The sequence below is a fragment of the Streptacidiphilus jeojiense genome (genome assembly GCF_000719095.1).
In the GTDB taxonomy this organism is placed as follows: Bacteria; Actinomycetota; Actinomycetes; order Streptomycetales; family Streptomycetaceae; genus Streptacidiphilus; species Streptacidiphilus jeojiensis.
The window spans coordinates 114422-137955 of the sequence record NZ_JOEH01000021.1 but is presented as its reverse complement, the minus strand read 5'-3'; the positions used below and the strand labels follow the sequence as shown (position 1 = coordinate 137955).

Sequence of the window (23534 nt, the reverse complement as noted above, 5' to 3'; positions counted from 1 at the left end):
GGGCTTGCACGGAAGGGTCCGCCGGATGATGGTTGGCGGGTGGCCGAAACCGCTCCCTCCCCGCTGCCCCGCAAGCTCGGCATCAAGCCCGAGGCCAGGGTCGCCCTGCTCGCCGCCCCCGCCGGTCTGGCACCGCTGCTCGACCCGCTGCCGGGCGGGGTCAGCGTGTCCACCGCACTGGACGGGACCGAGCCCTTCGACGTCGTCCTCGCCTTCACCACCCTGCGCGCCGAGGTGGCCGACGCCGTCGAGTCGGTGCGTCCGCTGATGGCCCCGGCCGGCGGGCTGTGGATCGCCTGGCCCAAGCGCAGCTCGGGCGTGCCCACGGAGGTCACCGACGACCTGGTACGGGAGATCGCGCTGCCGACCGGCCTGGTCGACAACAAGGTGTGCGCCATCGACTCGACCTGGACCGGCCTCCGCCTGGTCATCCGCCGGGAACTGCGGCCGCGCGCGACCTGACGCCCGCTGTCAGGGGGCCAGGATGCGCTGCTTGGCCGTGCTGAATTCGGCGTCGGAGAGCAACCCCTGCGCGTGCAGGGTGCCGAGCCGCTCCAGGTTGGAGAGGGCCTGCTCGTCGAGGGCGGGGACTGCCGCGGGGGCGGGCTCCGGCGCGGCGACAGGTGCGGGTGCCTGCTGCGCCGCTGCCTGCTGGGCCGCCGACTGCTGCTGGCGGGCCGCCACCCGCCCGCTCACCGCGGAGGCCGTCCCGGCCACGACCGCGGTGCGGGCCGCGACACCGATGAGTCCGGGGCGACCGCCCCGGCCGACGCGTCGACCGATCATGACAGCGCCCCTTCCCGGGCGATCGCCTGCAGATCCAGCTCCACCAGGGCCTCGGGCACCCGCTCGTGGGCCACCACCACCCCGCCCGCCGCCCGGACCGCCGCGGTCATCGGGGCGGCCCAGGTGTTCTCCCACACCAGCAGCGCCGCCGAGGATCCCGCCGGGATCTCCTCGGCCATCACCGCCAGGTCCTCCTCGCTCAGCAGGCCGCCGACCTCGCCGTCGATGTCGGCGAACATCGCCGCCTCCTCCGCGTCCAGCGAGTCCAGCTCCAGGAAGCTGACCACACCGTCGTCGTCACGTTTGACGAAGGTCAGGTCGAGGATGTGGATGACACCTCCGTCGACCAGTCTCTTCAGCTCCGGCAGCAGGTCGCCCCGGAACCGGGATCCCGGGAACGCCACCACCAGGTACTCGACAGGTCCGACAGCCATGGCGGACACCTCTCCGGACAGACGGAATCGACGCTCGGTCACCTCGATCCTCCGCCCGCCGCCATCCCCCGGCCACTCGGCGAGCGCCGACCGGGCGTCAGCCCCGGCCCGGCCGAACCTCCATCAGCGGCAGGACGCGTCCCGGGATCGAGCCCGAGGGCACCTCGCCGACCCGCACCGCGCCCATCGCCAGGTAGAACTGCTCGGCATGCGGGTCGGCGGCGATGGTCAGCAGGTCGAAGCCGAGCTCGCGGCCCCGGTCCAGGACGTGCCGGAAGAGCAGCCCGCCCACGCCCCGGCCGATCGCCGCCGGCTCGACGAAGAGCATGCCCAGCTCACCCTGCGGGGCCTCGCCCTCCAGGGTGGTGAAGCCCAGCAGCGTCCCGTCCTCCTCCGCAACGGTGGCCCTGCGGGCCGCCAACGTGTCCGGTTCCATCCGGAGTTCGTCGGCGCAGGCGTCCAGAAAGGCCTGGTCGTAGCCCCAGTGGCCCTTGGAGCGCAGTGCCAGCCGGCTCAGCGCCTCTGCCTCCTCCTGCCGGGCCGGACGCAGTCGTACCGAGGGCGGTACCGCCGTCACGCCGGTCCCGGCTTGCGTCCGACGGCGCCGTAGGAGGAGATCTCGGCGTCGGTGAGTGCGGCGAACGGGCTGTCGGCCGGCTCCGGCCACCAGCGGGAGATCAGGTCGACCCCGGGGGCAGGCACCTCCAGGCCGTCGAAGAACTTGGCGACCTCGGCGTGGTTGCGGATCTTCGTACGGATCCCGGCCGCCGCGTAGGTGGCCTCGACCTGACCCCATTCGTCGGGGGCGAAGTCATGGGTGACCTGGGACAACGCCAGGAAGCTCCCGGCCGGGAGGGCCTGCAGCAGTTCGTCGACCAGGCCGTAGGGGTTCTGGTCGTCGGGGATGAAGTGCATGATCGCGATCAGCATCAGCGCCACCGGCTGGTCCAGGTCCAGGGTGTCGAGCAGCTGCGGCGAGGACAGTATCGCGGCCGGGTCCCGCAGGTCGGCGTCGATGTAGGCGGTGCGGCCCGCCTTGGCGCTGGTGAGCAGGGCACGGGCGTGGGCGAGCACCATCGGGTCGTTGTCGACGTAGACCACCCGTGCCGCCGGGTCCACCGCCTGGGCGATCTCATGGGTGTTGGGCGAGGTGGGTATGCCGGTGCCGATGTCCAGGAACTGGCGTATCCCGTGCTCGGCCGCCAACTGGTGCACGGCGCGGCGCAGGAAGCGGCGGTTGGCGCGGGCGGCGTGGGTGACGAACGGCGCGTTCTGGATGACCTTGTCGCCGGCCTCACGGTCGGCCGGGAAGTTGTCCTTGCCGCCGATGAAGTAGTCGTACATCCGGGCCGTGTGCGCAACGTCCGTGCGCAGGTCGATCCTGGGCGGGGCCTCGCCCAGGTCCGTCTTCATCCACTCCGTCGAATCCGCCATCTTCGCTCCCGGAGCCTGGTTCTGATGAATGATCAACGACTCTAGCAGGCCCACCTGTGCCCACAGAGATCTCCCCACCCCCGCCCACCGTCAACCCCGGCAGAATGGCGCGATACCCCCTCCCCCATCCCCGTCACCCAATTCCCACGCACCGTCACTCCGGGTCGGCGAGCGAGCGCCACACCTCCGCGCAGTCCAGCAGCCGGTGCAGCGGCGGGCGCACCTGGACCAGGCGCAGGCAGACCCCGAAGTTCGCGGCCCGCTGCCGGACCCGGAAGAGCGCTGCCACGCCGCAGGCGTCGACATACGCCAGCCCGGCGACGTCCACCTCGATCCGCACCACCTGCGGGTCGATGAGCACCCCGGCCACCACCTCCGACAGCGCCCGGTCCGCGGTCGCGTCGAGATCGCCCGAGAGCAGGATCTCCACCGTCGGACAGTCGTCCAGAACGAGCATGCTCAGTGCAGGTCTTTCGGCCATCGAGACCCCCCGTTGTCCCAATTATGAGGGGGCTCAAGCTAGTTGAACGAACGACAAGGCGAACACAGATTCTTCACGATCCGCGGCAACCGTTGCCGTGCCGTTACGCCGGCAGCCCCGGATCGGCCGTCTTCGCCTCCTTCGCCGCTTTCGCCGCCTCCTCCAGCCTGTTCCGGTGCTCCTCCCACCCGGAGGGATCGCCGCCCAAGTTGTCGTTCCCCTCCCGCAGCCCGGCCGAGCCGTCGACGAGCTCACGGACGATGTCGGCGTGCCCGGCATGTCGGTCGGTCTCCGCGATCATGTGGACCAGGATCTGGTGCAGTGTCACCTCGCTGCGCTCGGCCGGCCACCACGGCACCCGGCCGACGGCGTCGAGCGGCAGCTCGGCGAAGACCGTCTCGGCGTGCTTCCAGGAGCGGCGGTACAGGCCGACGATGTCCTCGCGGGACTCGTCGGGGGTGGCCCACATGTCCGCATTGGGTTCGGCGTCGTCCTCGAACCAGGGCAGCGGCTCGCCGGAGGGCCGGCCGAAGGTGTCGCCGAAGTAGCCCAGCTCCACGCTGGCCACGTGCTTGACCAGCCCCAGTAGATTGGTGCCGGTCGGCGTCAGCGGGCGCCGGACGTCGTACTCGGAGAGCCCGTCGAGCTTCCAGACCAGGGCCTCGCGGGCGGTCTGGAGGTAGCGGACCAGGTCGGCCTTGGCCTTGTCTTCGTTCATGGCGCGAGTCTTCCACCCGGTACTGACAATCGGCGCTGACGACGGGCACTCACAACGGGTACCGACGGCCGGCCGCGTTTGGCCGGCCGCGGCATCGGGCATCGCTCGCTCGTACGAGGGGGGCGGGGAATGGCCGACCGTCGCGAGCGACCTGAGCGGGTCGGACAGGTGGGCCCGCTCGAAGTACCCGGCGAGGAGTCCGGGGACGTCCCGTCCGGTCCGCCGGAGGAGGCGTCCGCCGAGGCGTTCCAGGGGCGGCTCGGGGCGTGGTGGCACGGCCTGGGCAGGTCCACCCGCCGTACGCTGCTCGCCGCGGCCGCCGTCGTCCTGGGCGTCCTGGCGGTTCCGGCGCTGCAGGCCGGGCAGTACGGGGTACCCGCGCCCGCGCCGTCCTCGCCGCTGCCGGACCTGGCCCCCTGGCCCTCCGAGATCACCGACGTCACCTACGCCGGCATCATCCCGGAGGACCTGAGCGGACGCCGGTTCGTCATCCTGCTGCAGATCGCCGTCAGCGGGCCGATCCCGGTGACCGTCAGTCAGTTCGGGCAGTTCCACGCGGGCATGCTGCTCACCCCCGGCGACGGGCTGCCGCTCACCATCACCCCGGGCACCTCGCGCATCGTCCATGTGCTCGCGGACGTTCAGGACTGCGGCCGGGCCCCGGGCCAGTACGACCTGCCCTTCATCGACGTCACCCTGACCGACGAGCGGGCGACGCAGACCCAGAGCGAGTTCCTCGGCGGCACCTACGGGGACGACCTGCACCGACAGATCGTCCGGGGCTGCGCCGGCTACCCCACGTCCTTCGCCCCGGCCGCCCCCGCGCCGATCGTCAGTCCGGCGGGCTAGCGGGCCACCGGGCTAGCGGGCCACCGGGCCACCGGCCATCGGGCTAGCGGGGGGCGACCGTCTCGCCGGAGCCGCGCGGGATCAGCCGGGTCGGCAGGCGGACCGTCCTGGGCGGGGTGGTGTCCCCGTCCAGGCGGCGGAAGAGCAGGTCGGCGGCGGTGCGGCCGAGGCCGGCCGGGTCCTGGGCCACCACGGTCAGGCCGGGGACCAGCAGTTCGGCCAGCTCCAGGTCGTCGAAGCCGACCAGGGCCGGGCGGTACGGCAGCGCCGGCAGCCGCCGCAGCACCTCCAGGGTGATCCGGTTGTTGCCGGTGAGCAGCGCGGTGACCGGACGCGGGCCACTGGTCAGTCGCTCCAGCGCGGCGGCGACGGTCGCCTGATCGGTTGGTCCCATCGCCACCTGGTCCGGGTCCACCGGCAGTCCGGCCGCGGCCATCGCCTCCCGGTAGCCGCGCAGCCGCTCGGCGGCGGTGTGGATCTGCGGCTGGTCGCCGACGAAGCCGATCCTGCGGTGGCCGTGCCGGATCAGGTGCGCGGTGCCCTCCCTGGCGCCGCCCACGCTGTCGCTGAGCACGGCGTCGGCCTCGATCTGCTCGGCCGGGCGGTCCACGAAGACGGCCGCGGTCCCGGCGGCCAGTTCCGGCAGCAGGTAGCGGTGGTCGTCCCCGGCCGGCACGATGACCAGCCCGTCCACCCGGCGGGCGCAGAAGGCCATGGCCAGCTCCCGCTCGCGCTGCGGGTGCTCCGCGCTGGAGCCGGTGAACAGCAGCGACCCGTGGAACCGGGCCACCGCCTCCACCGCCCGGCTGAGCACGGAGTAGAAGGGGTCGCCGATGTCCTCCAGCAGCAGTCCCACACTGGCGGTGCGGCCCTTGCGGAGCATCCGCGCGCTGTCGTTGCGGCGGAAGCCCAGCTCGGTGATGGCGCTGCGGACCCGGTCCGCGGTGGCCGGGGTGACGCCGGGCTCGTCGTTGACCACCCTGGAGACGGTCTTCAGCCCGACCCTCGCCCTGGCCGCGACGTCCTTCATGGTGGGACGGGTGCCGTACTGGGTGGTCATGCCACGGAGCATACGACGACCACCCAGCACAGCGGGCGAACTGCGTCGGCACCGGTCAGCAGGCGGCCTTGTAGAAGTACTTGCTGACGGCCGGGTCGTTCATGTTCTGCTGGGTGATCGCCACCATGGTGGTGCCGATCGAGGCGGTCACCGGCTTGCCGTCGAAGGCGGCGACCAGCTGGTCGACGGCCTGGGTGCCGATGGCCGCCGGGTCCTGGGCGACCAGCACCTGGATGGTGTTGGCCTTCAGCGCGGTGACCTCGTCCGGTTCGGCGTCGAAGGCCACCACCTTGACCGCGCCCTGCTTGCCGGCCTGCTTGAGACCGGTGGCGATGCCCTGGGCGGTGTTGGTGTTGCCGGCGAACACCCCGCCGAGGTCGGGGTGGGCCGCCAGGGTGGACTGGATCTGCGAGGCGGCGGTGGCCGGCAGGTCGTTGTCGTAGAGGGTGGGGATGACGGAGATACCCGGGTACTTGGCCATCTCCTGGGTGAAGCCCTTGATCCGGTCGTCGGTGGTGGAGACGCCCGGCTTGACGCTGATCACGATCACCGAGCCCTTCTCCCCCATCTGCTTGGCCAGCGCGTCCGCCGCGACCTGGCCGCCCTTGACGTTGTCCGAGGAGATCCGGGTGATGCCGATGGAGGGGTCGGTCACCGAGGTGTCGACCAGGCCGATCTTCGTCCCGGCGTTCTGGATCTGCTTCAGCGAGGGGGTCAGCGCGGTGGTGTCCACCGGCGACACCAGCAGGCCGGCCGGCTTGGCCGCCGCCACCGAGTCGATCAGCGGGCGCTGCACCGAGACGTCCCACTGCGCGGAGCCGTCGGCGGTGAAGCCGACCCCCTTGGCCTTGGCCTCGGCCTGGGCCGCGCAGGTCATGGTGATGTAGAAGGGGTCGCTCTTCACCCCGGTGATCAGGGTGATGTTCTTGGCGCCGCCCGAGCCGCCCGAGCTGCCCGAGCCCGAGCTGCAGCTCGACAGGGTGAGCGCCAGTGCGGCCGCCGCGCCCAGCGCCAGCAGGGCTCTTGTGTTGTCTCGTGCCGTCGTTCCCATCGCGTCCGGTCTCCTTCTGCTGAGGGGTTTCTGACTGCTGAGGTCCGCTCGGGGGCCGCTCAGGTCCGTTCGCGGGTCTGCTTGCGGATCTGGTCCAGGTAGACCGCGCCGACCAGCACCGCGCCCACCGCCACGTCCTGCCAGTACTGCTGGACGCCGACGACGATCAGGCCGGTGGTGAGCACCGCGGGGATGAACACGCCGATGACCGTGCCCAGCACCGAGCCGCGCCCGCCGAAGAGGCTGGTGCCGCCCAGCACCACGGCCGTGATGACCTTGAGGTTGTCGGTCGAGTGCCCGGCGATGGAGGTGGTGCCGTAGGAGGCCAGCCACATCACCGCGCCCAGCCCGGCCAGCAGCCCCATCAGCGCGTACACCTTCACCAGGTGCCGGCCGACCGGGATGCCGGCCCGCCGGGCGGCGGCCGGGTTGGAGCCGATGGCGAAGGTGTGCACGCCGAACCGGGTGCCGCCGAGCAGCAGCCCGAAGACCACGGTGACCACCGCCGCGAGCACCACCAGCCAGGGGATGCCGAGCACCTTCCCGTAGCCGAGGCTGTTCTGCAGGTGCGTGGCGGCGGCGCCGGAGGGGTCCTGGCCGCCGGTGGCGATCTCGGCCAGGCCGAGGGCGGCGCCGAGGCCGCCCAGGGTGACGATCAGCGCCGGGATCTTGCCGGTCGCGACCAGCGCACCTTGCAGCGCGCCCCAGGCGGCGCCCACCGCGAGGGCGATCACGATGCTGACGGCGACGGTGAACCAGCCGGCCCCGGCCGCGCCGTGGTGGATGGTGTACTCGCCGGCCGCCACCGCGGCCAGCACCAGCACCGAGCCGATGGACAGGTCGATGCCGGCCGTGATGATCACATAGGTCATGCCGACGCCGAGCACCAGGTAGATGGCGGCGTTGACGGCGATCTGGGTGATGTCGTAGACGGTGAAGAACTTCCCCGGGGCGGAGATGGAGAAGTAGGCGACCAGGACCACCAGGATCGCGAAGGTCCAGGCCTCGTTGCGGCGCAGCGCCCTGCGGGCCCACTCCGGGAGTTGACTGCGGGTCACTTTGCCGTACCCCCATCGCCGTTGGCACCGTTGCCGCCGTTGTCGCCGTCGCCGCCATTGCCGTTGCCGTTGCCGGCGTCGGGTTCGTCCAGCGATCCGGTCATCGCGCCGACCAGTTCCTCGATGGAGCTGTCCGCGGCCCGGAACGAGGCCACCCGGCGGCCCAGCCGCAGCACCTCGACCCGGTCCGCGACCGACAGCACCTCCGGCATGTTGTGGCTGATCAGCACCACTCCCACGCCGCGGTCGCGGACCCGCCGGACGGTGTCCAGCACCCGGCCGCGCTGGACCACGCCCAGCGCGGCGGTCGGCTCGTCCATGAAGATGACCTTGCGGGCGAAGGCCACCGCGCGGGCGACCGCCACCGACTGCCGCTGCCCGCCCGAGAGTTCGCCCACCGGCGCGTTCACGTCCAGCAGGGTCACCCCCAGTTCGGCGAAGGCCTGGACGGCCGCCCGGCGCATCGCCGGCCGGTCCAGCGCCTTGAAGGGGCGCAGGAAGCCGCCGCGGAGGATCTCCCGCCCCAGGTAGAGGTTGGCGGCGGCGTCCAGGTGCGGGGCCAGCGAGAGGTCCTGGTAGACGGTCTCCACGCCGTGCCGCTGGGCGTCCATCGGGCCGGTGAAGCTGACCGGCCGGCCCTCCAGGGTGATCTCCCCGGCGTCCGGCTGGACCACCCCGGAGAGGATGTTCACCAACGTCGACTTCCCCGCTCCGTTGTCGCCGATGAGCGCGACCACCTCGCCCGGGTAGGCGGTGAAGTCGGCCCCCTGCAGGGCCTGGACGTGTCCGAACCGCTTCACCACGCCGCGTGCCGCAAGCAGTGGATCGGGCATCGTTGCCACTCCTGTCGACATCGTTGTCAGCTTGGTATCGTTAACAGCGCTCCGATCCTCAACCTGTGTCTGATGCGACGTCAATAGCCTTGCAGGCGTTGTATCGTTACCGTTCGATCTCGCCGGAGGGGAACGGTCGTGCCCGCTCGACCCACGATGAAGGACGTCGCCCGGCAGGCCGGTGTCAGCACCATGACGGTCTCCCGGGTGGTCAACGGTGAGCCCGGGGTGATGCCCGAGACCGCCGCCCGGGTGCACCGCGCCATCCGCTCCCTGGGCTACCAGCGGGACGACGTGGCACGGCAGTTGCGGCGCAAGGGCCAGCTGACCCAGACCGTCGGCATCCTGCTGGACAACGTCGCCGACCCGTTCATGGCCTCGCTGGCCTCCGCGGTCGAGGACGTGGCCCGGCAGCAGGGCAGCGTGGTGCTGATCGGCTCCTCCCGGGACGACCCGGTCCGCGAGCGCGAAGTGGTCTCGGCGTTCACCTCGCGCCGGATCGACGGGCTGATCCTGATCCCGGTGGCCGGGAGCCACCGCTTCCTGCGCAACGCCGTCGCCACCGGCACCCGGGTGGTCTGCGCGGACCGCTCCGCCACCGGACTGAAGACCGACGCCGTGGTGGTGGACAACCGGGGGTCGGCCAACCGGGCCATCGCCCACCTGATCGCCCACGGCCACCGGCGGATCGCCTACCTGGGCGACCGGTTGGACATCTGGACCATCGAGGAGCGCTACGCCGGCTACCTCACCGCGCTGGCGTACGCGGGCATCCCGGCCGACCCCGCGATCGTGCGGCACGGGCTGCGGCTGGCCGACGACGCGACCGCCGCGATGACCGGGATGCTGGCCGAGGCGGACCCGCCGACGGCCGTGCTGGCCAGCAACGGCATCGTCGGACTCGGCGTCAGGGCCGCACTGCCGGCCGGCACCGCGCTGGTAAGCTTCGACGACTTCCTGCTCGCCGCGCAGCTGGACCCGCCGGTCACGGTGATCGCCCAGGACCCGGTGGCCATGGGCAGCACCGCCGCCCACCTGCTGTTCTCCCGGATCCACGGCGACAGCTCGCCCCCGCGCACGGTGGTGCTGCCGACCCGGCTGGTGGCCCGCGGCTCCGGCGAGATCAGCGGACCCTACTGAGCCGCCGTGGGCACCGGATCGGCGGCCGGCTCCCGGCGGCTGCCGTCGTCGGCGGTGTGCCAGCGGCGGGCGACCACCTCGACGCCGTCGATGTGCACCGTCCCGGTGGCCACCGCCGCGCCCTCGGTGAGCTGCAGTTCCACCCGGACGAGCAGGTGCTCGCCGGTGTCCAGCCGGACGGTCGCGGTCGTGCTGCCGTGGACCCGGGCGGCTCCGGGTACGGCGGCCTCGACGGTGGCCGTGAGCTCCGTCTCCACGTCGAGCCGGTGCTCCCGTTGCGGGGTGCGGGCGGACAGACCGCCGCCCATCGTCACCGTGGTGCCCCGGTTGACCAGATCGCGGCTGACGGTCCATCGGGGGGAGTCGCCGATCCAGAGGTCGGTCCCGTCGGCCCGGTCCTGCCCGGGTTCGGGCGGGACCGCCGGCTCCCCCTGGGCGGCGTCGACCGTCGGCAGGGCGAGGTCCAGGCGGGCCAGCCGCAGCACCCGGTCCTCCGGCGCCGACTCGGAGCCGCAGGGCCACAGCCGCGGGAAGGCGCCGTCCGAGACCACGACGCGCAGCCGGTGCCCGGCCGGGAGCTGGTAGGCGGTCGGGTCGAGCACGACCCGGTGGTCGGTGCGGGGATCCGCGAGGACGCCGCCGGTGATCAGGGTGGAGCGCCCGCGCGGGTCGACGTCGGTGAGTTTGACGACCAGCCGTCCGAAGCCGCAGGCCCGCGCCGGTTCCAGGGTGGCCACCGGCCGGCCGATCAGCAGCAGCGGCCGCTCCAGCGGCGGACCGGTCACCCTCAGGCCGCCCATGTCGTCCTGGTGCTGGTCGCCGGGCAGGCCGTAGCCGCTGGTCGGGATCCCCCACAGGCCGCTCAGCGAGCCGACCGAGGGGTCCAGTCTGGCGGTGAGCGGCGCCGATCCGCCCCCGGCGGACACCTGGACCTGCTCCCCCTGCGGCGGCCAGTGGCCGTAGCCGCGCCACTGCGGCCGGTGCCCCATCACCCGGAGGGTGACCTCGGGTTCCCGGTCGACACTGTTGTCGACCCCGGCCAGCCAGCGGTCCCACCAGCGCAGCGCCAGAGCGTGGAAGTCGACCGGGTCGAACGGCGACTCCTGCGGCATGGTGTGCATCCAGGGACCGACCAACAGCTTCCTGGGCCCCCGCAGTTGCTCGTAGGCGCGCAGCGATCCGTCGCAGAACATGTCACGCCAGCCGGCCACGCAGAGGGCCGGCGCGGTGACCGCGGAGGCGTCGACCACCCGCTCGCGCCACACCCGGTGTCCGGGGCGGTGACGGTAGAGGTCGAGCAGATACGGCTCGGCCTGTTCCACCCGGTGCCGCCAGCGCCGCTGCTCGTCCTCGCTCCGGTGGGCGTGCAGCGGTGGCAGCAGCAGGTCGCGGAGCGTGCCGAGACCCCACACCCCGAGCGGGGCGAGGCAGCCGGCCGCGCCCGACGGGTGGATGAAGTCCCGCTCCGGGTCCGGCATGCCGAGCACCGGGATGATCGCCCCGAGGTGCTCCGGCCGGCGCGCGGCGGTACGCAGGGTCAGCACCGCACCGTAGGACAGTCCCCACATGCCGACGGCGCCGGTGCACCAGGGCTGCCCGGCCGCCCATTCGACGGCGGCGACGCCGTCGTCGGCCTCGGCCGGGTCGAACGGCGGGCGGGCCCGGCCGTCGGAGGAGCCGGTGCCGCGGAAGTCCACCAGCAGGCAGGCGTAACCGTGGGCGGCGAACCAGCGCAGCGACCCGGCCGCGCCGATCCCGCCGAGGGCGTCCTTGCGGTAGGGGGTGACCGACACCAGCGCGGGCACCGGGTCGTCGGTGACCGGCAGGTACAGGTCGGCGGACAGGGACTGGCGGGGCCCGGAGGGGCCGTCGGCGGGGATCGGGATGCGCGCGTCGCGCACGATCCTCACGTCGTGGATGCACTCGGCGGACATCGTGGTACCTCGCTCTCGCGGGCTACGGCCTTCAGGTGTCAGGTGGTGTCGCGTACCACCAGTTCGAGTCCGAGGGTGATGCGTTGGACCGAGGTGGACGTCCCGGCGATCAGCCCGGTCAGCAGCCTGGCGCCGATGGTGCCGGACTCCTCCAGCGGCTGGCGCACGGTGGTCAGCCCGGCCGCCTCGGCGATGCTGTTGTCGTCGAAGCCGACGATCGCCAACTCGCCCGGCACCTGGACGCCGCGGCGCCGGCACTCCAGCAGCAGGCCCGCGGCCAGCAGGTCGTGGTGGGCGAACACCGCCGTCGGCCGCGGGGTCCGGGCCAGGATCTGGTTCAGCGCCTCGTGCCCCCCGGCGATGTCGTTGCGCACCAGCACGGTGTGCACCCGGTCCTGGTCGAGGCCGGCCTCGGCCAGGACCCGGAGGAAGCCGGTGTTGCGCCGCTGCCCCTGGGAGACGAACGCGAAGGACTGCTGCGGCTCCTGGACGAAGGCGAACGAGGTGTGGCCGCGCTCCAGCAGGTAGCGGGCGACGATGGCGCCGCCCTCCTCGTCGTCCACGTCGACGGCGCTGAACTCCGGGCGTCTGCTGTCCACCAGCACCGTCGGCAGCCGACGGGTGATCAGGTGCCGGGCCAGCGCGTCGTCCAGCGGGAGCCCCATGATGAGCAGGCCGTCCAGCCGGCCGGTCACCGGAAGGGTCCGCAGCAGCGGCGACATGGTGGCCGCCGCGGAGACGTGGTCGTAGACCACGATGTCACGGGCGGTGCCGTCGGATTCCGACAGCACCCCCATCAGCCGCCGCCGGTAGGAGTCGTAGGAGGTGAACGGCGCGAACACGCCGATGCGTCCGACGCCGCGGCGGGCGTGGCTGACCGCCGACGCCTTGGGGACGAAGCCCAGCTCCTCGATGGCGTCCAGCACCCGTTCCCGGGTTGCGGCATTGACCCGCTCCGGCCGGTTGAGCGTCTGCGAGACCGTGGAGATGCTCACCCCGGCCCTGGTGGCGACGTCGTAGATGGTCACCGCACTCACGCGGCCACGCCTCGCTCGGAGCAGCGCGACCGCCCGGACTCACGGCAGCGGCCTGGCATCGGCATGGGGGATCTCCTCAGGTTGGCGGCTCCCCGGCCCTCGGACGGCGCTGGGCTCCGCGATCTCGGGGTAACGCAAGCAGGCCAGCTGCCCGCCGTCAACGCTCTCCAGCGGTGGGCGTATCCGGCGGCAGGGCTCGGCCGCGTACGGGCACCTCGGGGCGAAGGGACAGCCCACGGCCGGCCCGGCGCTGCCGGCGCCGGCGCCGGCCGTGCCACGCGAAGGCCGGCCGCTCCTTCGAACGGCCTGTTCCTCGGGGTCCGGCACCGGGGCGGCCGCGAGCAGGGCCTGTGCGTAGGGATGGCGGGGACGGTCGCAGACCTGCTCGGTGGGCCCGGCCTCCATGACGTGCCCGCCGTAGAGCACCACCACGCGGTGGGCGATGTGGCGGATGAGGGCCAGGTCGTGGGTGATGAACAGGTAGCTCACCCCCAGGTCGCGCTGCACCCGGTTGAGCAGGTTGATCACCTGGGCCTGGATGGACAGGTCCAGGGCGCTGGTGGGCTCGTCGCAGACGATCAGTCGGGGGCGGACGATCAGGGCCCGGGCGATGGCGATGCGCTGCCGCTGCCCCCCGGAGAAGTGGGCGGGGTAGCGGTCGGCCGCGCCCGCGGGCAGGCCCACCCGCTCCAGCGCCGCGGCGACCTGGTCGCGCGGGGCCCCCGCGTCGGGGCGTCGGTGCGCCAGCAGCGGTTCGACCAGGCTCTGCCCGATGGTCCGCACCGGGTTCAGCGAACCGTACGGGTCCTGGAAGACCGCCTGGATCTGCGCCGTCAGGGCCCGTCTGCGGCGGGGGTCGGCCCGGGTGATGTCCTCGCCGTCGAAGCGGATGCTGCCCGAGTCCACGGGAGTCAGCCCCAGGACGGCGTTGCCCACCGAGGACTTGCCCGAACCGCTCTCGCCGACCAGGGCGACGGTCTCGCCGCGGCCCACGGTCAGGCCGACCCCGTGCACGGCGGTCAGCGCCGGACGGCGCCGGCCACGGTGGTAACGGACCGTCAGCCCCTCGGTCTCCAGCAGCGGAACGGTGTCGGCGCGGCCGGTGGCGTTGCCGGTGTCGATGTCCGTGCCGGTCATCGTGCCGCCTCCAGCCGGTCGACGTGGATGCAGCGCGCCTGGTGCCCGCCGGCCACGGTCACGAGCGGAATCGCACCGGCGCCGCACTCCTCGGTGGCGTAGCCGCAGCGGGGTTGGAAGTGGCAGCCGGCCGGCCACGCCGACGGCGGCGGCACCGTACCTGGGATCGCCGGCAACTCCTGCCCCACCGCTGCCAGATGCGGATTGGCGGCGAGCAGGGCCAGCGTGTAGGGATGGCGCGGGGCGTGGTAGAGATCGCTGACCGGTGCCTGCTCGACCACCTCGCCCGCGTACATCACCACCGCCCGCTCGCACAGGTCGGCCAGCACCCCCCAGTCATGGGTGACCAGGACGACGGCCATCCCGGTCCGCACCCGCAGCGACCGCAGCAGGTTGAGGATCTCGGCCTGCACGGTCACGTCCAGGGCGGTGGTGGGCTCGTCCGCGATCAGCAGGTCGGGCTCGCCGGCCAGGGCCAGCGCGATCGACACCCGCTGCGCCATGCCGCCGGACAGTTCGTGCGGATGGCTCCGCGCCACCGAAGCCGGATCGGGGAGTTCCACCAGGGCAAGCAACTCCAGTGCCCTTGCTCTGGACTGACGTCTGGTCAGGCGGTGGTGCCGGCGGACCACCTCGGCCAGCTGGGACCCCACCCGGAAGGAGGGGTCGAGCCCGCTCATCGGCTCCTGCGAGATCAGCCCGATCCGCGAGCCGCGCAGGCGGGCGACCTCGCGTCCGGCCGGATCCGCGAGGTCGCGCCCGTCGAAGGCCACCGATCCGGCGACCACCCGCCCGCCGCCCGGCAGCAGGCCCACCAGGCTGCGGGCGGTGACGGTCTTACCGCAGCCGGACTCCCCCACGATCCCCACGCACTCGCCCCGGGCGACGTCGAAGCCGACCCCGCGGACGACCGTGACCTCGCCCTCCGGTGAGGGGAAGGCGATGGTCAGTCCGCGGACCGAGAGCAGCGGGGCAGCGGCCCCCTGCTCCGTCGGAGCCCCGTCGGCGACGGCTGCGGCGACGTCTGCGGCGGCGACGGCGACGGCGGTGCGGACCGCCGGGCGCGGGCGTCGGACAGGCCGGACCGCGCTCCCCCGGGCTCGCCCCACGGTCAGGTCGTGGACGGTGTCGCCCAGCAGCCCCAGGGCCAGCACGGTGACCACCAGCATCCCCCCGGTGGGCACCAGCAGCCAGGGGTCCACACTGATGACGCTCGCGGCCTCGCCGACCATGTTGCCCCAACTCGGGCCCTGGGTCTCGGGAGTGGCCAGTCCCAGGAACGACAGCGCGGTCTCCGCCAGCACCGCGCTCGCCGCGAACAGCGAGACCTGGACGATGACCGGACCGGCCAGTCGGGGCAGGATGTGGCGCCGCAGGATCGCCGGGGTGCTCAGGCCGGAGAGCCGGGCCGCCTTCACATACAGCTCGTTGCGGACCGCCATGGTCACCGCGCGCACCACCCGCAGCAGCGAGGGGCTGCTGATCAGCCCGAAGGCGATCATCGCCGCCGCGTTGTTGTCGGGGAACACGGCCAGCACCATGAGCAGGGCGATGATGCCCGGAACCGCGAGCACCAGGTCCCCGAGCCGGGCGATCAGCCGGTCGGTCCGGCCGCCGGCGAAGCCGGCGACCATGCCGAGGGCGACCCCGAGCACCACGAAGACCAGGACCGCCTCCGCGACTCCCAGCAGGGTCGGCCGGCTGCCGACCATCAGCCGGCTGAAGACGTCGCGACCCAGCCGGTCGGTGCCCAGCCAGTGCGCGCCGCTCGGCCCGGAGAGGGTGTGGGCCAGATCGTCGGCCTCGGGGTCACGCGGCGTCAGCAGCGTTCCCGCCGCCGCGACCACGACCAGGAGCAGCAGGTACCCGGCCGACAGCAGCCCCAGCGGCTGCCGCAGCAGGCCGCGCCAGGGCCTTCCGGGGGCGGGCGCCGCCGGTCCGGTCTCCTGGACCGTCTCCGGCGAGGTGATGATCGCCGTCATGAGGCACGCACCTTGGGGTTGAGCAGCCGGTAGGAGACGTCCACGACCAGATTGGTGACCACCACGACCACGGTGAACAGGAACGCCACCCCCTCGATCATCGGCAGGTCATGGCTTGCGCTCGCAGTCATCGCCTGCTGTCCCAGCCCGGGAATGGCGAAGATGTCCTCGACCACCACCGTCCCGCCGAGCAGGCTCACCAGCAGCAGTCCCAGCAGGGTGACCACCGGGATCGCGGCGTTGCGCAGCGCGTGCTTCAGCACCACCGAGCGGGTCGACAGTCCGCGGGCGCGCAGCATGGTGACGAACTCCTGGGAGAGCACGTCCGACATCGCGTCCCTGGTCTGCTTGGCGATGAACGCCACGGCCCCGGCCGACAGCGTCAGCACCGGCAGCACCAGACCCCGCAGCCACTGCACCGGATCGGTGCCGAAGGGGGTGTACCCGGTCGCGGGGAAGGCGGCGAGCCTGACCGCGAACAGTTCCACCAGCACCAGCGCCAGCCAGAAGTTGGGGATCGCCAGCCCTCCCAGCGACACCACGTCCACCAGCCGGCCCAGTACGCCGCCGCGCAGCGCGCTGACGATGCCCAGTGCCACGCCGACCAGCCCGGACACCACCAGGGTGGCCACGATGACGGACAGGCTCGGGCCGATCCGGCTGCCGAGGGCCTGGGTCACCGACTGGCCGTTGAACAGGTCGGTGCCCATGCTCCCGTGCAGCAGGTGGTCCAGCCAGTGCCAGTACTGGACCGGCAGCGACTGGTCCAGGCCCAGCATGCGGCGCATCTCCTGGTACTGCTGCGGTGTGTAGCCGCCGCTGCGGGCGTTCAGGATCGCCTTGGCGGCGTCCCCGGGCGCCATGGCGACCAGCACGAAGGTGAGGACGGTGACCACGAACAGCAGTACCAGCGAGGAGAGCAGCCATCTGATCGCCTCACGGACCATCGGTGCACCTCACATCCTTGAAGGGACACGACATCCTTGAAGGGACACCGGCTTCAGCCGGCCGGCTGCACCTCGTAGAGGTCGAGCAGCGGCTCGGTGGCCGAGGTGCTGATGCCGCTGACGGTGTTGCGCGCGTAGTACGGCAGTCCGGTGGTGACCACCGGCACGAACCAGGCCTGGTGCACCAGGTAGCCCTCGATCTGCTGGTCCAGCGCGGCCTGCGCGGCCCCGGAGGAGACGGCCTCCTGGTTGTACAGCTTGGTCAGGTTGGCGTCGGCGGTGTGCAGCGGGTTGAACGCGGCCGTCGGCATGAACAGCGACGGCCCCTCCATCCAGACCGGGATGGCGCCGAAGGAGGTCATGAAGGCCGGGAAGGCCCCGCCGAACGCGGCGGCCGCGTACTTGTTGGCGTCCGCGTCGTCGGTGATCTGCAGGTCCACGCCGATCTTCTGCCACTGCTGCTTCAGCGCCTGCGCCAGGATGTTGAGCTGCTGGTAGTCGGGGGTGACGATCTTCAGCTGGAACCCGCTCCCGTAGCCGGCCGCGGTGAGCAGCTCCTTGGCCTTGTTCACGTCGTAGGGATAGGTCGAGTTCAGCTGGGCGTCGTAGCCGTACCCGTCCGGGACGGTCATCTGGTTGGTCGGCTCGCCCAGGCCCTTGAACAGCGCGTTGACGATCGAGGTGCGGTCGGTGCCGTAGTTCAGCGCCTGCCGGACCCGGACGTCGCCCAGCGGCTTGGCCAGCTTGCCGTCCCGGTCGGCCAGTACCACGCCGGACCACAGCAGCGGGGAGGAGGCGACGGTCAGGCCCGCCTGCTTGGCCGCGACCTGGGTCTGCGGGTCGCCCTGGGCGACGTCGGCCTGGCCGGTCTGGACGGTGCTGAGCACCGACTGGACGTCGGAGACCACCCGGATCACGACCTTGTGCCAGGAGACCGACTTGGCGTCGTAGTAGTTCGGGTTGGGCACGTAGGTGTAGTGGTCCCCGGTGACGCTCTGGCCCGCGTCGAGCATGTAGGGCCCGGCACCCGCGGTGCTGGTGCCGAGTCCGGTCGGAGCGGCGAGACCGGCCTTGCTGACCATCCCGCCGACCACGTAGTCCTGGGTCAGCAGTTGCGGGAAGTTGGGGTTGGGCGCGCCCGCCGTGATGGTGACGGTGAGCGGATCGGTCGCGGTGAAGGTGTCGCCGGCCAGGAACGGGGCCATCTGCCCCTTGGAGGCCACCACGTACTTGAGGTCGTCGACGACGGTCTGCGCCGTCAGCGCGCTGCCGTCGGAGAACTTCACCCCGGACCGCAGGTGCAGCACGAAGGTGGTGTTCCCGGTGCCGGTGTAGGACCAGGACGCGGCCAGGCCCGGCACCAGGGTCCCGTCCGAGTGACGGACGATCAGCGGCTCGTACGCCAGCTCGGTGAACCAGGCGTCGTTCTGCACCGCCTTGGCCGGGTCCAGGGTCTGCGGGGACACGTCGGTCACCACCGTCAGGGTGCCGCCGACCCGGCCGCCGGCGCTGCCGGAGCCGGTGCCGGACTGCGTCGGCGGCTTGGCGCTGCTGGAGCACGCCGCCAGGCCGAGCACCGCAGCGGTGGCCACGGCGATCAGGGCCTGTCTACGGGTCGTCGTCAAGGAACGCACCATTGCCTCCTCAGTACTGCGCCGGCAGCTGCGGTGGCTGCCGGTCGGCTGCCGGACTCAGCGGCAGGAAGGGCGGGGCGGGGCAGGTGGCGCCGACCGTCGGCCGACGTGGGTGACGAACCGTCAAAGCGCGGTGGGCGGCGCTGACCGGCCGTCGTTGACTGGCCTACGCGAATCAATGAACTGCCGCCACCGCACCTCCGTCAAGAGGTTTTCGCGAAGCACTTCTGAGCGGCACCGCCGGTGCCCGCCGAACGGATTCTGATCCTCCGTCAAAGACCTTCATCCAAAGCACTTCTCAGTCGTAGAATGCTGAGCTGCAGAGGGTGGCTCGTGCTCGCACCCTCGTCCGTGCCCCACGCGGGGAGGACCCATGACCCGTCTCCGGCCCACCGGCGAATCCGAGTACCCGGCCGCACTCGCGGTCGACGTGGTGCGCGACGTGAGGATTCCGACCGGCGTTCCCCAACAGACCCTCGCTGCCGACCTCTACCGCCCGGTGACCGACCGACCGGTTCCGCTGCTGCTGACCGTGCTCCCCTACCGCAAGGACTTCGTCGCCGGGGTCGCCCATGACGGACCGGCCCGCTGGTTCGCCGAACGCGGCTACGCCAGCCTGCTGGTGGACCTCGCCGGGACCGGCTCGTCGGACGGCGAGCGCCGCCCCGAGTTCGACCCGGGCGACGGCGACGACGCGGTCGCGGCGATCGACTGGGCGACCGGGCAGCCCTGGTGCGACGGATCGGTCGGCATGTGGGGCCACTCCTACGGGGCGATCACCACGCTGCGCACCGCCAGCCTCGGGCCGCCCCAGCTGCGGGCGATCATCCCGCTGATGCACGGGCTCGATCCGGAGGTGGACACCGTCCACCCCGACGGCGCGCGGGGCGATCTGCACGCGCTGGCCAACCGCGGCACCTCGATGCTGGTGCAGCAGTTGCTGCCACCGCTGATCAACCACAAGTCCGAGGCCGAGCAGCAGCGCTGGCAGCGCCGGCTGTACCGGACCGAGCCGGTGCTGCTGGACTTCGCCCGGCACGGCCCGGGCGACCCGGTCTGGCGCGAGCGCGCGATCGACGGCGCGGCCATCACGGTCCCGGCGCTGTGCGTGGGGGGCTGGCACGACGCCTTCCCGGACCCCCTGGTGCGCGCCTACGAACGGATCAGCGGACCGAAGAAGCTGCTGATGGGGCCCTGGGGCCATGTCATGCCGCAGCACGCGGCCGTCGCACCGGTCGACTTCCTCACCCTGGCGCTGCGCTGGTGGGACCACTGGCTGCGCGGACGCGACACCGGAGTGATGGACGAGCCCCCGGTGACGCTGTACCAGCAGGGACCCCGGCCGCGGTGGCGGGCCCACCCCTGCTGGCCGCCCGCGGACGGAGCCCTCTCGCTGGCGACCCGTGGCGACACCGTCCTCCGGCCCGCTTCGGCGGAGCAGCCCGACCCGGGCCGGATCATCGCCGAGTACCGGTCCGACCCCACGGTGGGAGCGCTGCGGGGGGTGCCGGGACTCGGCCTCGGCGAGGCCTTTCCGACCCAGGACCAGCACGACGACGACATGCGCTCGGTGGTGCTGGAGAGCCCACCGCTGCCGGACGGTCTGATCGTGGCCGGCCGGCCCGAGGTCGTGGTGACCCTCGCGACCGGAGCGGATCTGCCGGACCGGCCGGACGCTCCGGACGCGCAAATACGACGGCTCGCCGTACGGCTGACCGAGGTCGACCCCGAGGGGCGTTCCGCGCTGATCACCGTCGGCGTGCTCTGCCCCCGGACCCCGGCCGACCGCCACCGCCTCGCGCTGCGCCCCACCGTCCACCAGGTCGCGGCCGGGCAGCGGCTCAGGGTGGCGCTGTGCGACTCCGACTTCCCGCGGCTGACCCCGCCGGCCGAACCGGCCGAACTCCGGGTCGTCCGGGTGGAACTGACGGTTCCCACGCTGGAGGCGGACGCCGGCGTCCAGGTGGAACTGCCCCCCGCCCCCGCCCCGGAGACCCGGACCGCCGGCTCGGGGCCGCCGGCCGAGCTCAGCTGGACGATCACCCGTGACCTCATCCACGACGGCGTCGAGGTCGCCGTCAGCGCCGGCTCCGGCGACAGCACCACCGACCAGGGGCACCAGTTCCGGTCCGGCAACAGCCTGCTGGCGGGCGTCCGCCGGGACGACCCGGACCGCACCGTCACCTTCGGCAGCCACAGCGCCACGGTCACCATGAGCACCGGCGAGACCGTGACCACCACGGCGACCGTGCACTGCTCGCCGACCGCGCTGCGGGCCACCGGCGAGGTCACCGTCGACGGGGTCACCGTCTTCGCGCAGACCTGGGAGGCCCCGCTGGGACGGTGACCGACCCGTCGGCCCCGCTGCTGCGCTCAGCCGCGTTCGGCCGGGCGCAGCAGCACCAGGGCCACCAGTGCCGCCGCGGCCAGTAGCAGCGCGCCACCACCGAACGCGGCGTCATATCCGCTGGCCAGCGCGGCGTTTCCGGCGGCGTGCGACCCCGCCGTACGGCCCGCGGCGAGTCCGGACAGCAGGGCGAGTCCGATGCCGCCGCCGAACTGCCCGGCGGTCTGGTACGCCGCCGAGGCCACCGCCTCATGGCCGGGGACGGCGGTGGCGACGACGCTGACCGGGACCGACTGCACGCCGAATCCGAAGGCCAGCAGCCCGAGCCAGGGCAGCAGTTGGGGAAGTCCTGCCCCGGCCGGCAGCCGCGACAGCGGGGCCAGCCCGGCCACCGCGACGACCAGTCCGCCGACCGCCGAGCCCCGCACCCCGAACCGGCGGACCAGCCCGGGCGCGGCGCCCGCCCCCAGCAGGATCCCGCCGCTGAGCGGGAGGAACGCCAGTCCGGCCTGCACCGGGCCGCAGTGCAGGATGGTCTGGACCCACAGCGTGCTGGTGTAGCCGACCGCGACCAGGGCCGCCGACGTCAGTGCCAGCACGGTGTCCGCCCCGGTCAGCCGCAGCACCGGGAGACGGCCCGGCGGCCGACCGCTCCGCTCCTTCCGGGGATTTCCCGCCGGTCCCCCGTCGGGCAGCAGGCGCCATCCGGCGACGGCCGCGCCCAGGCACAGCGGTACCGGCACCAGGAAGACGGCCCACCAGCCGAGCACCCCGGTGAGCACGCCACCGATCATCGGTCCCAGGGCGATCGCCCCGGCCCCGGCCGCACTCCAGCCGGCCAGCGCCCGGGTGTGCTCGGCCGCCCCCGGGAACGCCAGGGTGACCACCGACAGCGCGGCGGGGCAGCCGAACGCGCCGCCCACCCCCTGGACCGTCCGGCCGGCGACCAGTTCCGCGCTCGACCCGGCCAGCCCGCACACCACCGAGCCGAGCGCGAACAGCACCATCCCGGCGGTGAACACCCGCCGCGGCCCCAGCCGGTCCGCGGCGTACCCGCCGAGCAGCAGGAACCCGCCGAAGGCGAAGGTGTAGCTGTTGACCACCCAGGGCAGTCCGAGCGGCGACAGCCGCAGCGCGGTGCGGATCGTCGGCAGCGCCACGTTCACGATGGTCGCGTCGGCCAGCACCAGGAAGTTGGCCAGGCAGACCACGACCAGGACGGCCCGGTTGCGGGTGTCCGGTCCGCCGGGGCTGCGGGCGACGGCGGGCGCGGTCGTCTGGGCCACCGCGGCTCACCTCGCCGCGTCGCGGTGCCGCACGCCCGCCGGTGCCCCGGCCGGCGCGACCGTCGGGGGCCGCGCCGGAAGCGGCTGGACGGCCTCCTCGCGGGCCACCCGGACCAGCGCGGTGCTGAAGGACTCGGCGAGTTCGGCCGTCCGCGCGGCCGAGTACAGCCCGTCGTGGACGCAGACCTCCCCGCGCAGCGCGCCGTCGCGCTGGTGCCGCAGCACATAGCTCAGCGGCAGTACCTCGGGGTGGTCCTCGGTGTGCCGCGGCGCCAGCCGGGTGGGCTCCAACGCGCGGTCGGTGACCGTCAGTTCGCCGCCCGGTGCGGTGATGACCCCGCTTCTCGCCGAGCCGTAGGGCAGGTAGTTGTACCGGGTGTCGTACAGCCGGCCGCCGCGCGGGCCCAGGTCCTCCGGCACCACCCGGCGGATCAGGCCGAGGGGCAGCTGATGGGCCATCGCCTCGCGGTGGGCGCGGTGCACCCGGTGCAGCAGTTCCCGGAAGGGGGGCCGTCCGGACAGGTCGACCCGTACCGGCACGTGGTCCAGCAGGGGGCCGACCACCCGCTGCAGCTCCGGACGGTCACGGCCGGCGCGGGTCATCCCGATGACCACGTCGTCACCGGTGACCGGTCGGCGCGCGGCCAGCAGCACGGCCAGCAGCACCGCGCCCACTCCGACGCCCTCGGCCTGGGCCAGCCGTCCCAGCGTCACCATCGCCTCCCAGGGCACGTCCGGGATCGCCCGCGACACGAAGTGCCCGCCGACCTGCGGCAACGGGGACAGTGGCGGCAGCGCGGCCAGCCGGTCGTGCCACCAGGCCTCCGCCGCGGGGTCCCGGTGGCCGCGTTCCCACTGCGCGAAGCGGCCCGGCTGGACCCGCAGCGGCGGCAGCCTGACCGGCCTGCCGGTGGCCTCCGCCCGGTAGCAGCGCACCAACTCGTCCCGCAGCACCCCGTGCGACCATCCGTCGAAGACCAGATGGTGGATGAACAGCGCCAGCACGTGCCGGCGCGGGCCCAGCCGGAAGAGCAGTCCGTGCCACAACGGCGGGCTGTCCAGCAGTCGGAGGCGTCCGGACTCCACGACGATCCGGTCGTCGACGGCCGCCTCGGGACGGGGGGCACCGAACAGGTCCACCGTGCGCAGGTCGATCTGCACCGTCGGCCACACCACCTGGTCGACGTCGTCGGCCCGGCTCCGGAACGAGGTCCGCAACGCGTCGTGCCTGCCGGTGAGGGACTCCAGGGCCCGGGTCAGGGCGGCCGGGTCCAGGGCACCGGTGAGGTTCCAGGCGACCGGGGTGCTGAACCAGGAGCGGGCGTCACGGCAGGCCGAGAACCAGTCCCGCTGGTAGTAGGTGGACGGGTGATGGATGGGGTCCAC

Annotated in this window: 22 protein-coding genes; 4 read left to right on the top strand and 18 right to left on the bottom strand. The window is 72.9% G+C overall.

The genetic code is table 11. The features are described 5' to 3' along the window. The first annotated feature begins 39 nt into the window (after window positions 1-39). A complete protein-coding gene (locus tag IF29_RS0126805) occupies window positions 40-462 on the top strand; it encodes a DUF3052 family protein (protein WP_037596750.1) in 423 nt (140 codons plus the stop codon). Between the two features lie 9 nt (window positions 463-471). Here IF29_RS0126805 and IF29_RS0126800 read toward each other — a convergent pair whose 3' ends face one another. The 6 genes from IF29_RS0126800 to IF29_RS0126775 all read right to left on the bottom strand — a co-directional run bounded on the left by IF29_RS0126800 (window position 472) and on the right by IF29_RS0126775 (window position 3853). Then, window positions 472-786 carry an SHOCT domain-containing protein gene (locus tag IF29_RS0126800; protein ID WP_030259984.1) on the bottom strand — a complete coding sequence of 105 codons (315 nt, stop codon included), beginning with the start codon at window positions 784-786 and terminating at the stop codon, window positions 472-474. After that, window positions 783-1220: a DUF6325 family protein gene (locus tag IF29_RS0126795; protein ID WP_037596746.1), complete on the bottom strand. Its 438-nt coding sequence runs from the start codon at window positions 1218-1220 to the stop codon at window positions 783-785. Before IF29_RS0126795 ends, IF29_RS0126800 begins: the two co-directional genes overlap by 4 nt. Before the next feature lie 97 nt (window positions 1221-1317). After that, window positions 1318-1797: a GNAT family N-acetyltransferase gene (locus tag IF29_RS0126790; RefSeq protein ID WP_030259979.1), complete on the bottom strand. Its 480-nt coding sequence runs from the start codon at window positions 1795-1797 to the stop codon at window positions 1318-1320. Next, window positions 1794-2654, bottom strand: coding sequence for an SAM-dependent methyltransferase (locus IF29_RS0126785; RefSeq protein WP_030259976.1), 861 nt, complete (start codon window positions 2652-2654; stop codon window positions 1794-1796). Before IF29_RS0126785 ends, IF29_RS0126790 begins: the two co-directional genes overlap by 4 nt. 154 nt (window positions 2655-2808) lie before the next feature. Next, window positions 2809-3111 carry an STAS domain-containing protein gene (locus IF29_RS0126780; RefSeq protein ID WP_030259973.1) on the bottom strand — a complete coding sequence of 101 codons (303 nt, stop codon included), beginning with the start codon at window positions 3109-3111 and terminating at the stop codon, window positions 2809-2811. A 127-nt stretch (window positions 3112-3238) separates the two neighbouring features. Next, entirely contained in the window at window positions 3239-3853 is a 615-nt protein-coding gene (locus IF29_RS0126775; RefSeq protein ID WP_037596744.1) for a DinB family protein, read from the bottom strand. 129 nt (window positions 3854-3982) lie between these two features. On the opposite strand from IF29_RS0126775, the gene IF29_RS0126770 reads away from it, so the two are divergent. Next, window positions 3983-4702: a hypothetical protein gene (locus IF29_RS0126770; protein WP_157623942.1), complete on the top strand. Its 720-nt coding sequence runs from the start codon at window positions 3983-3985 to the stop codon at window positions 4700-4702. 43 nt (window positions 4703-4745) lie between these two features. On the opposite strand, the gene IF29_RS0126765 is transcribed toward IF29_RS0126770, so the two are convergent. From IF29_RS0126765 to IF29_RS0126750, 4 genes are read right to left on the bottom strand one after another with little or no spacing between them, the layout of a single operon-like run. Continuing rightward, window positions 4746-5762, bottom strand: a complete 1017-nt coding sequence (locus IF29_RS0126765) for a LacI family DNA-binding transcriptional regulator (protein WP_030259965.1) — start codon at window positions 5760-5762, stop codon at window positions 4746-4748. Window positions 5763-5817: 55 nt separating this feature from the next. Then, on the bottom strand, window positions 5818-6813 hold the full coding sequence (locus tag IF29_RS0126760; RefSeq protein ID WP_030259956.1) for an ABC transporter substrate-binding protein: 996 nt from the start codon (window positions 6811-6813) through the stop codon (window positions 5818-5820). 59 nt (window positions 6814-6872) lie between these two features. Beyond that, window positions 6873-7871 (bottom strand): ABC transporter permease, encoded by a 999-nt coding sequence (locus IF29_RS0126755; RefSeq protein ID WP_157623941.1) that lies wholly within the window; start codon window positions 7869-7871, stop codon window positions 6873-6875. Continuing rightward, window positions 7868-8704 carry an ATP-binding cassette domain-containing protein gene (locus IF29_RS0126750; protein WP_084715004.1) on the bottom strand — a complete coding sequence of 279 codons (837 nt, stop codon included), beginning with the start codon at window positions 8702-8704 and terminating at the stop codon, window positions 7868-7870. The genes IF29_RS0126755 and IF29_RS0126750 overlap by 4 nt, the downstream gene beginning before the upstream one ends. Before the next feature lie 138 nt (window positions 8705-8842). Here IF29_RS0126750 and IF29_RS0126745 point away from each other — a divergent pair, with 138 nt between their 5' ends. Further along, complete coding sequence (locus IF29_RS0126745; protein ID WP_332262559.1) at window positions 8843-9844, top strand: LacI family DNA-binding transcriptional regulator; 1002 nt, start codon at window positions 8843-8845, stop codon at window positions 9842-9844. Here IF29_RS0126745 and IF29_RS0126740 read toward each other — a convergent pair. Genes IF29_RS0126740 through IF29_RS43880 form a run of 6 tightly spaced genes read right to left on the bottom strand, consistent with a single transcriptional unit; the run spans window position 9838 to window position 18506 of the window. Further along, window positions 9838-11778, bottom strand: a complete 1941-nt coding sequence (locus IF29_RS0126740; RefSeq protein WP_051726043.1) for a CocE/NonD family hydrolase — start codon at window positions 11776-11778, stop codon at window positions 9838-9840. The genes IF29_RS0126745 and IF29_RS0126740 overlap by 7 nt on opposite strands. Window positions 11779-11816: 38 nt before the next feature. Beyond that, window positions 11817-12815 (bottom strand): LacI family DNA-binding transcriptional regulator, encoded by a 999-nt coding sequence (locus IF29_RS0126735; protein ID WP_030259946.1) that lies wholly within the window; start codon window positions 12813-12815, stop codon window positions 11817-11819. A 39-nt stretch (window positions 12816-12854) separates the two neighbouring features. Then, window positions 12855-13952, bottom strand: coding sequence for an oligopeptide/dipeptide ABC transporter ATP-binding protein (locus IF29_RS0126730; protein ID WP_063757615.1), 1098 nt, complete (start codon window positions 13950-13952; stop codon window positions 12855-12857). Continuing rightward, entirely contained in the window at window positions 13949-15934 is a 1986-nt protein-coding gene (locus tag IF29_RS0126725; RefSeq protein ID WP_030259942.1) for a dipeptide/oligopeptide/nickel ABC transporter permease/ATP-binding protein, read from the bottom strand. Before IF29_RS0126725 ends, IF29_RS0126730 begins: the two co-directional genes overlap by 4 nt. After that, the gene (locus IF29_RS0126720; RefSeq protein WP_030259940.1) at window positions 15931-16881 is read right to left on the bottom strand and encodes an ABC transporter permease; all 951 of its coding nucleotides are present in this window, start codon (window positions 16879-16881) and stop codon (window positions 15931-15933) included. Before IF29_RS0126720 ends, IF29_RS0126725 begins: the two co-directional genes overlap by 4 nt. A gap of 53 nt (window positions 16882-16934) precedes the next feature. Further along, window positions 16935-18506: an ABC transporter substrate-binding protein gene (locus IF29_RS43880; RefSeq protein ID WP_198037560.1), complete on the bottom strand. Its 1572-nt coding sequence runs from the start codon at window positions 18504-18506 to the stop codon at window positions 16935-16937. 382 nt (window positions 18507-18888) lie between these two features. Between IF29_RS43880 and IF29_RS0126710 the strand changes: the two genes are divergently transcribed. After that, entirely contained in the window at window positions 18889-20862 is a 1974-nt protein-coding gene (locus tag IF29_RS0126710; RefSeq protein ID WP_030259936.1) for a CocE/NonD family hydrolase, read from the top strand. Between the two features lie 26 nt (window positions 20863-20888). Here IF29_RS0126710 and IF29_RS0126705 read toward each other — a convergent pair whose 3' ends face one another. Both IF29_RS0126705 and IF29_RS0126700 read right to left on the bottom strand, forming a co-directional pair. Then, window positions 20889-22148, bottom strand: a complete 1260-nt coding sequence (locus tag IF29_RS0126705) for an MFS transporter (protein WP_030259933.1) — start codon at window positions 22146-22148, stop codon at window positions 20889-20891. Between the two features lie 6 nt (window positions 22149-22154). Further along, window positions 22155-23534, bottom strand: a complete 1380-nt coding sequence (locus tag IF29_RS0126700; protein WP_030259930.1) for a condensation domain-containing protein — start codon at window positions 23532-23534, stop codon at window positions 22155-22157.

Bases quoted from the DNA above. Each gene is read 5' to 3' on its own strand.
- IF29_RS0126775 (WP_037596744.1), bottom strand. From the start codon at position 3,853: ATGAACGAAGACAAGGCCAAGGCCGACCTGGTCCGCTACCTCCAGACC.
- IF29_RS0126785 (WP_030259976.1), bottom strand. From the start codon at position 2,654: ATGGCGGATTCGACGGAGTGGATGAAGACGGACCTGGGCGAGGCCCCG.
- IF29_RS0126740 (WP_051726043.1), bottom strand. From the start codon at position 11,778: ATGTCCGCCGAGTGCATCCACGACGTGAGGATCGTGCGCGACGCGCGC.
- IF29_RS0126710 (WP_030259936.1), top strand. From the start codon at position 18,889: ATGACCCGTCTCCGGCCCACCGGCGAATCCGAGTACCCGGCCGCACTC.
- IF29_RS0126760 (WP_030259956.1), bottom strand. From the start codon at position 6,813: ATGGGAACGACGGCACGAGACAACACAAGAGCCCTGCTGGCGCTGGGC.
- IF29_RS0126750 (WP_084715004.1), bottom strand. From the start codon at position 8,704: ATGCCCGATCCACTGCTTGCGGCACGCGGCGTGGTGAAGCGGTTCGGA.
- IF29_RS0126800 (WP_030259984.1), bottom strand. From the start codon at position 786: ATGATCGGTCGACGCGTCGGCCGGGGCGGTCGCCCCGGACTCATCGGT.
- IF29_RS0126780 (WP_030259973.1), bottom strand. From the start codon at position 3,111: ATGCTCGTTCTGGACGACTGTCCGACGGTGGAGATCCTGCTCTCGGGC.
- IF29_RS0126765 (WP_030259965.1), bottom strand. From the start codon at position 5,762: ATGACCACCCAGTACGGCACCCGTCCCACCATGAAGGACGTCGCGGCC.
- IF29_RS0126795 (WP_037596746.1), bottom strand. From the start codon at position 1,220: ATGGCTGTCGGACCTGTCGAGTACCTGGTGGTGGCGTTCCCGGGATCC.
- IF29_RS0126720 (WP_030259940.1), bottom strand. From the start codon at position 16,881: ATGGTCCGTGAGGCGATCAGATGGCTGCTCTCCTCGCTGGTACTGCTG.
- IF29_RS0126725 (WP_030259942.1), bottom strand. From the start codon at position 15,934: ATGACGGCGATCATCACCTCGCCGGAGACGGTCCAGGAGACCGGACCG.
- IF29_RS0126730 (WP_063757615.1), bottom strand. From the start codon at position 13,952: ATGACCGGCACGGACATCGACACCGGCAACGCCACCGGCCGCGCCGAC.
- IF29_RS0126770 (WP_157623942.1), top strand. From the start codon at position 3,983: ATGGCCGACCGTCGCGAGCGACCTGAGCGGGTCGGACAGGTGGGCCCG.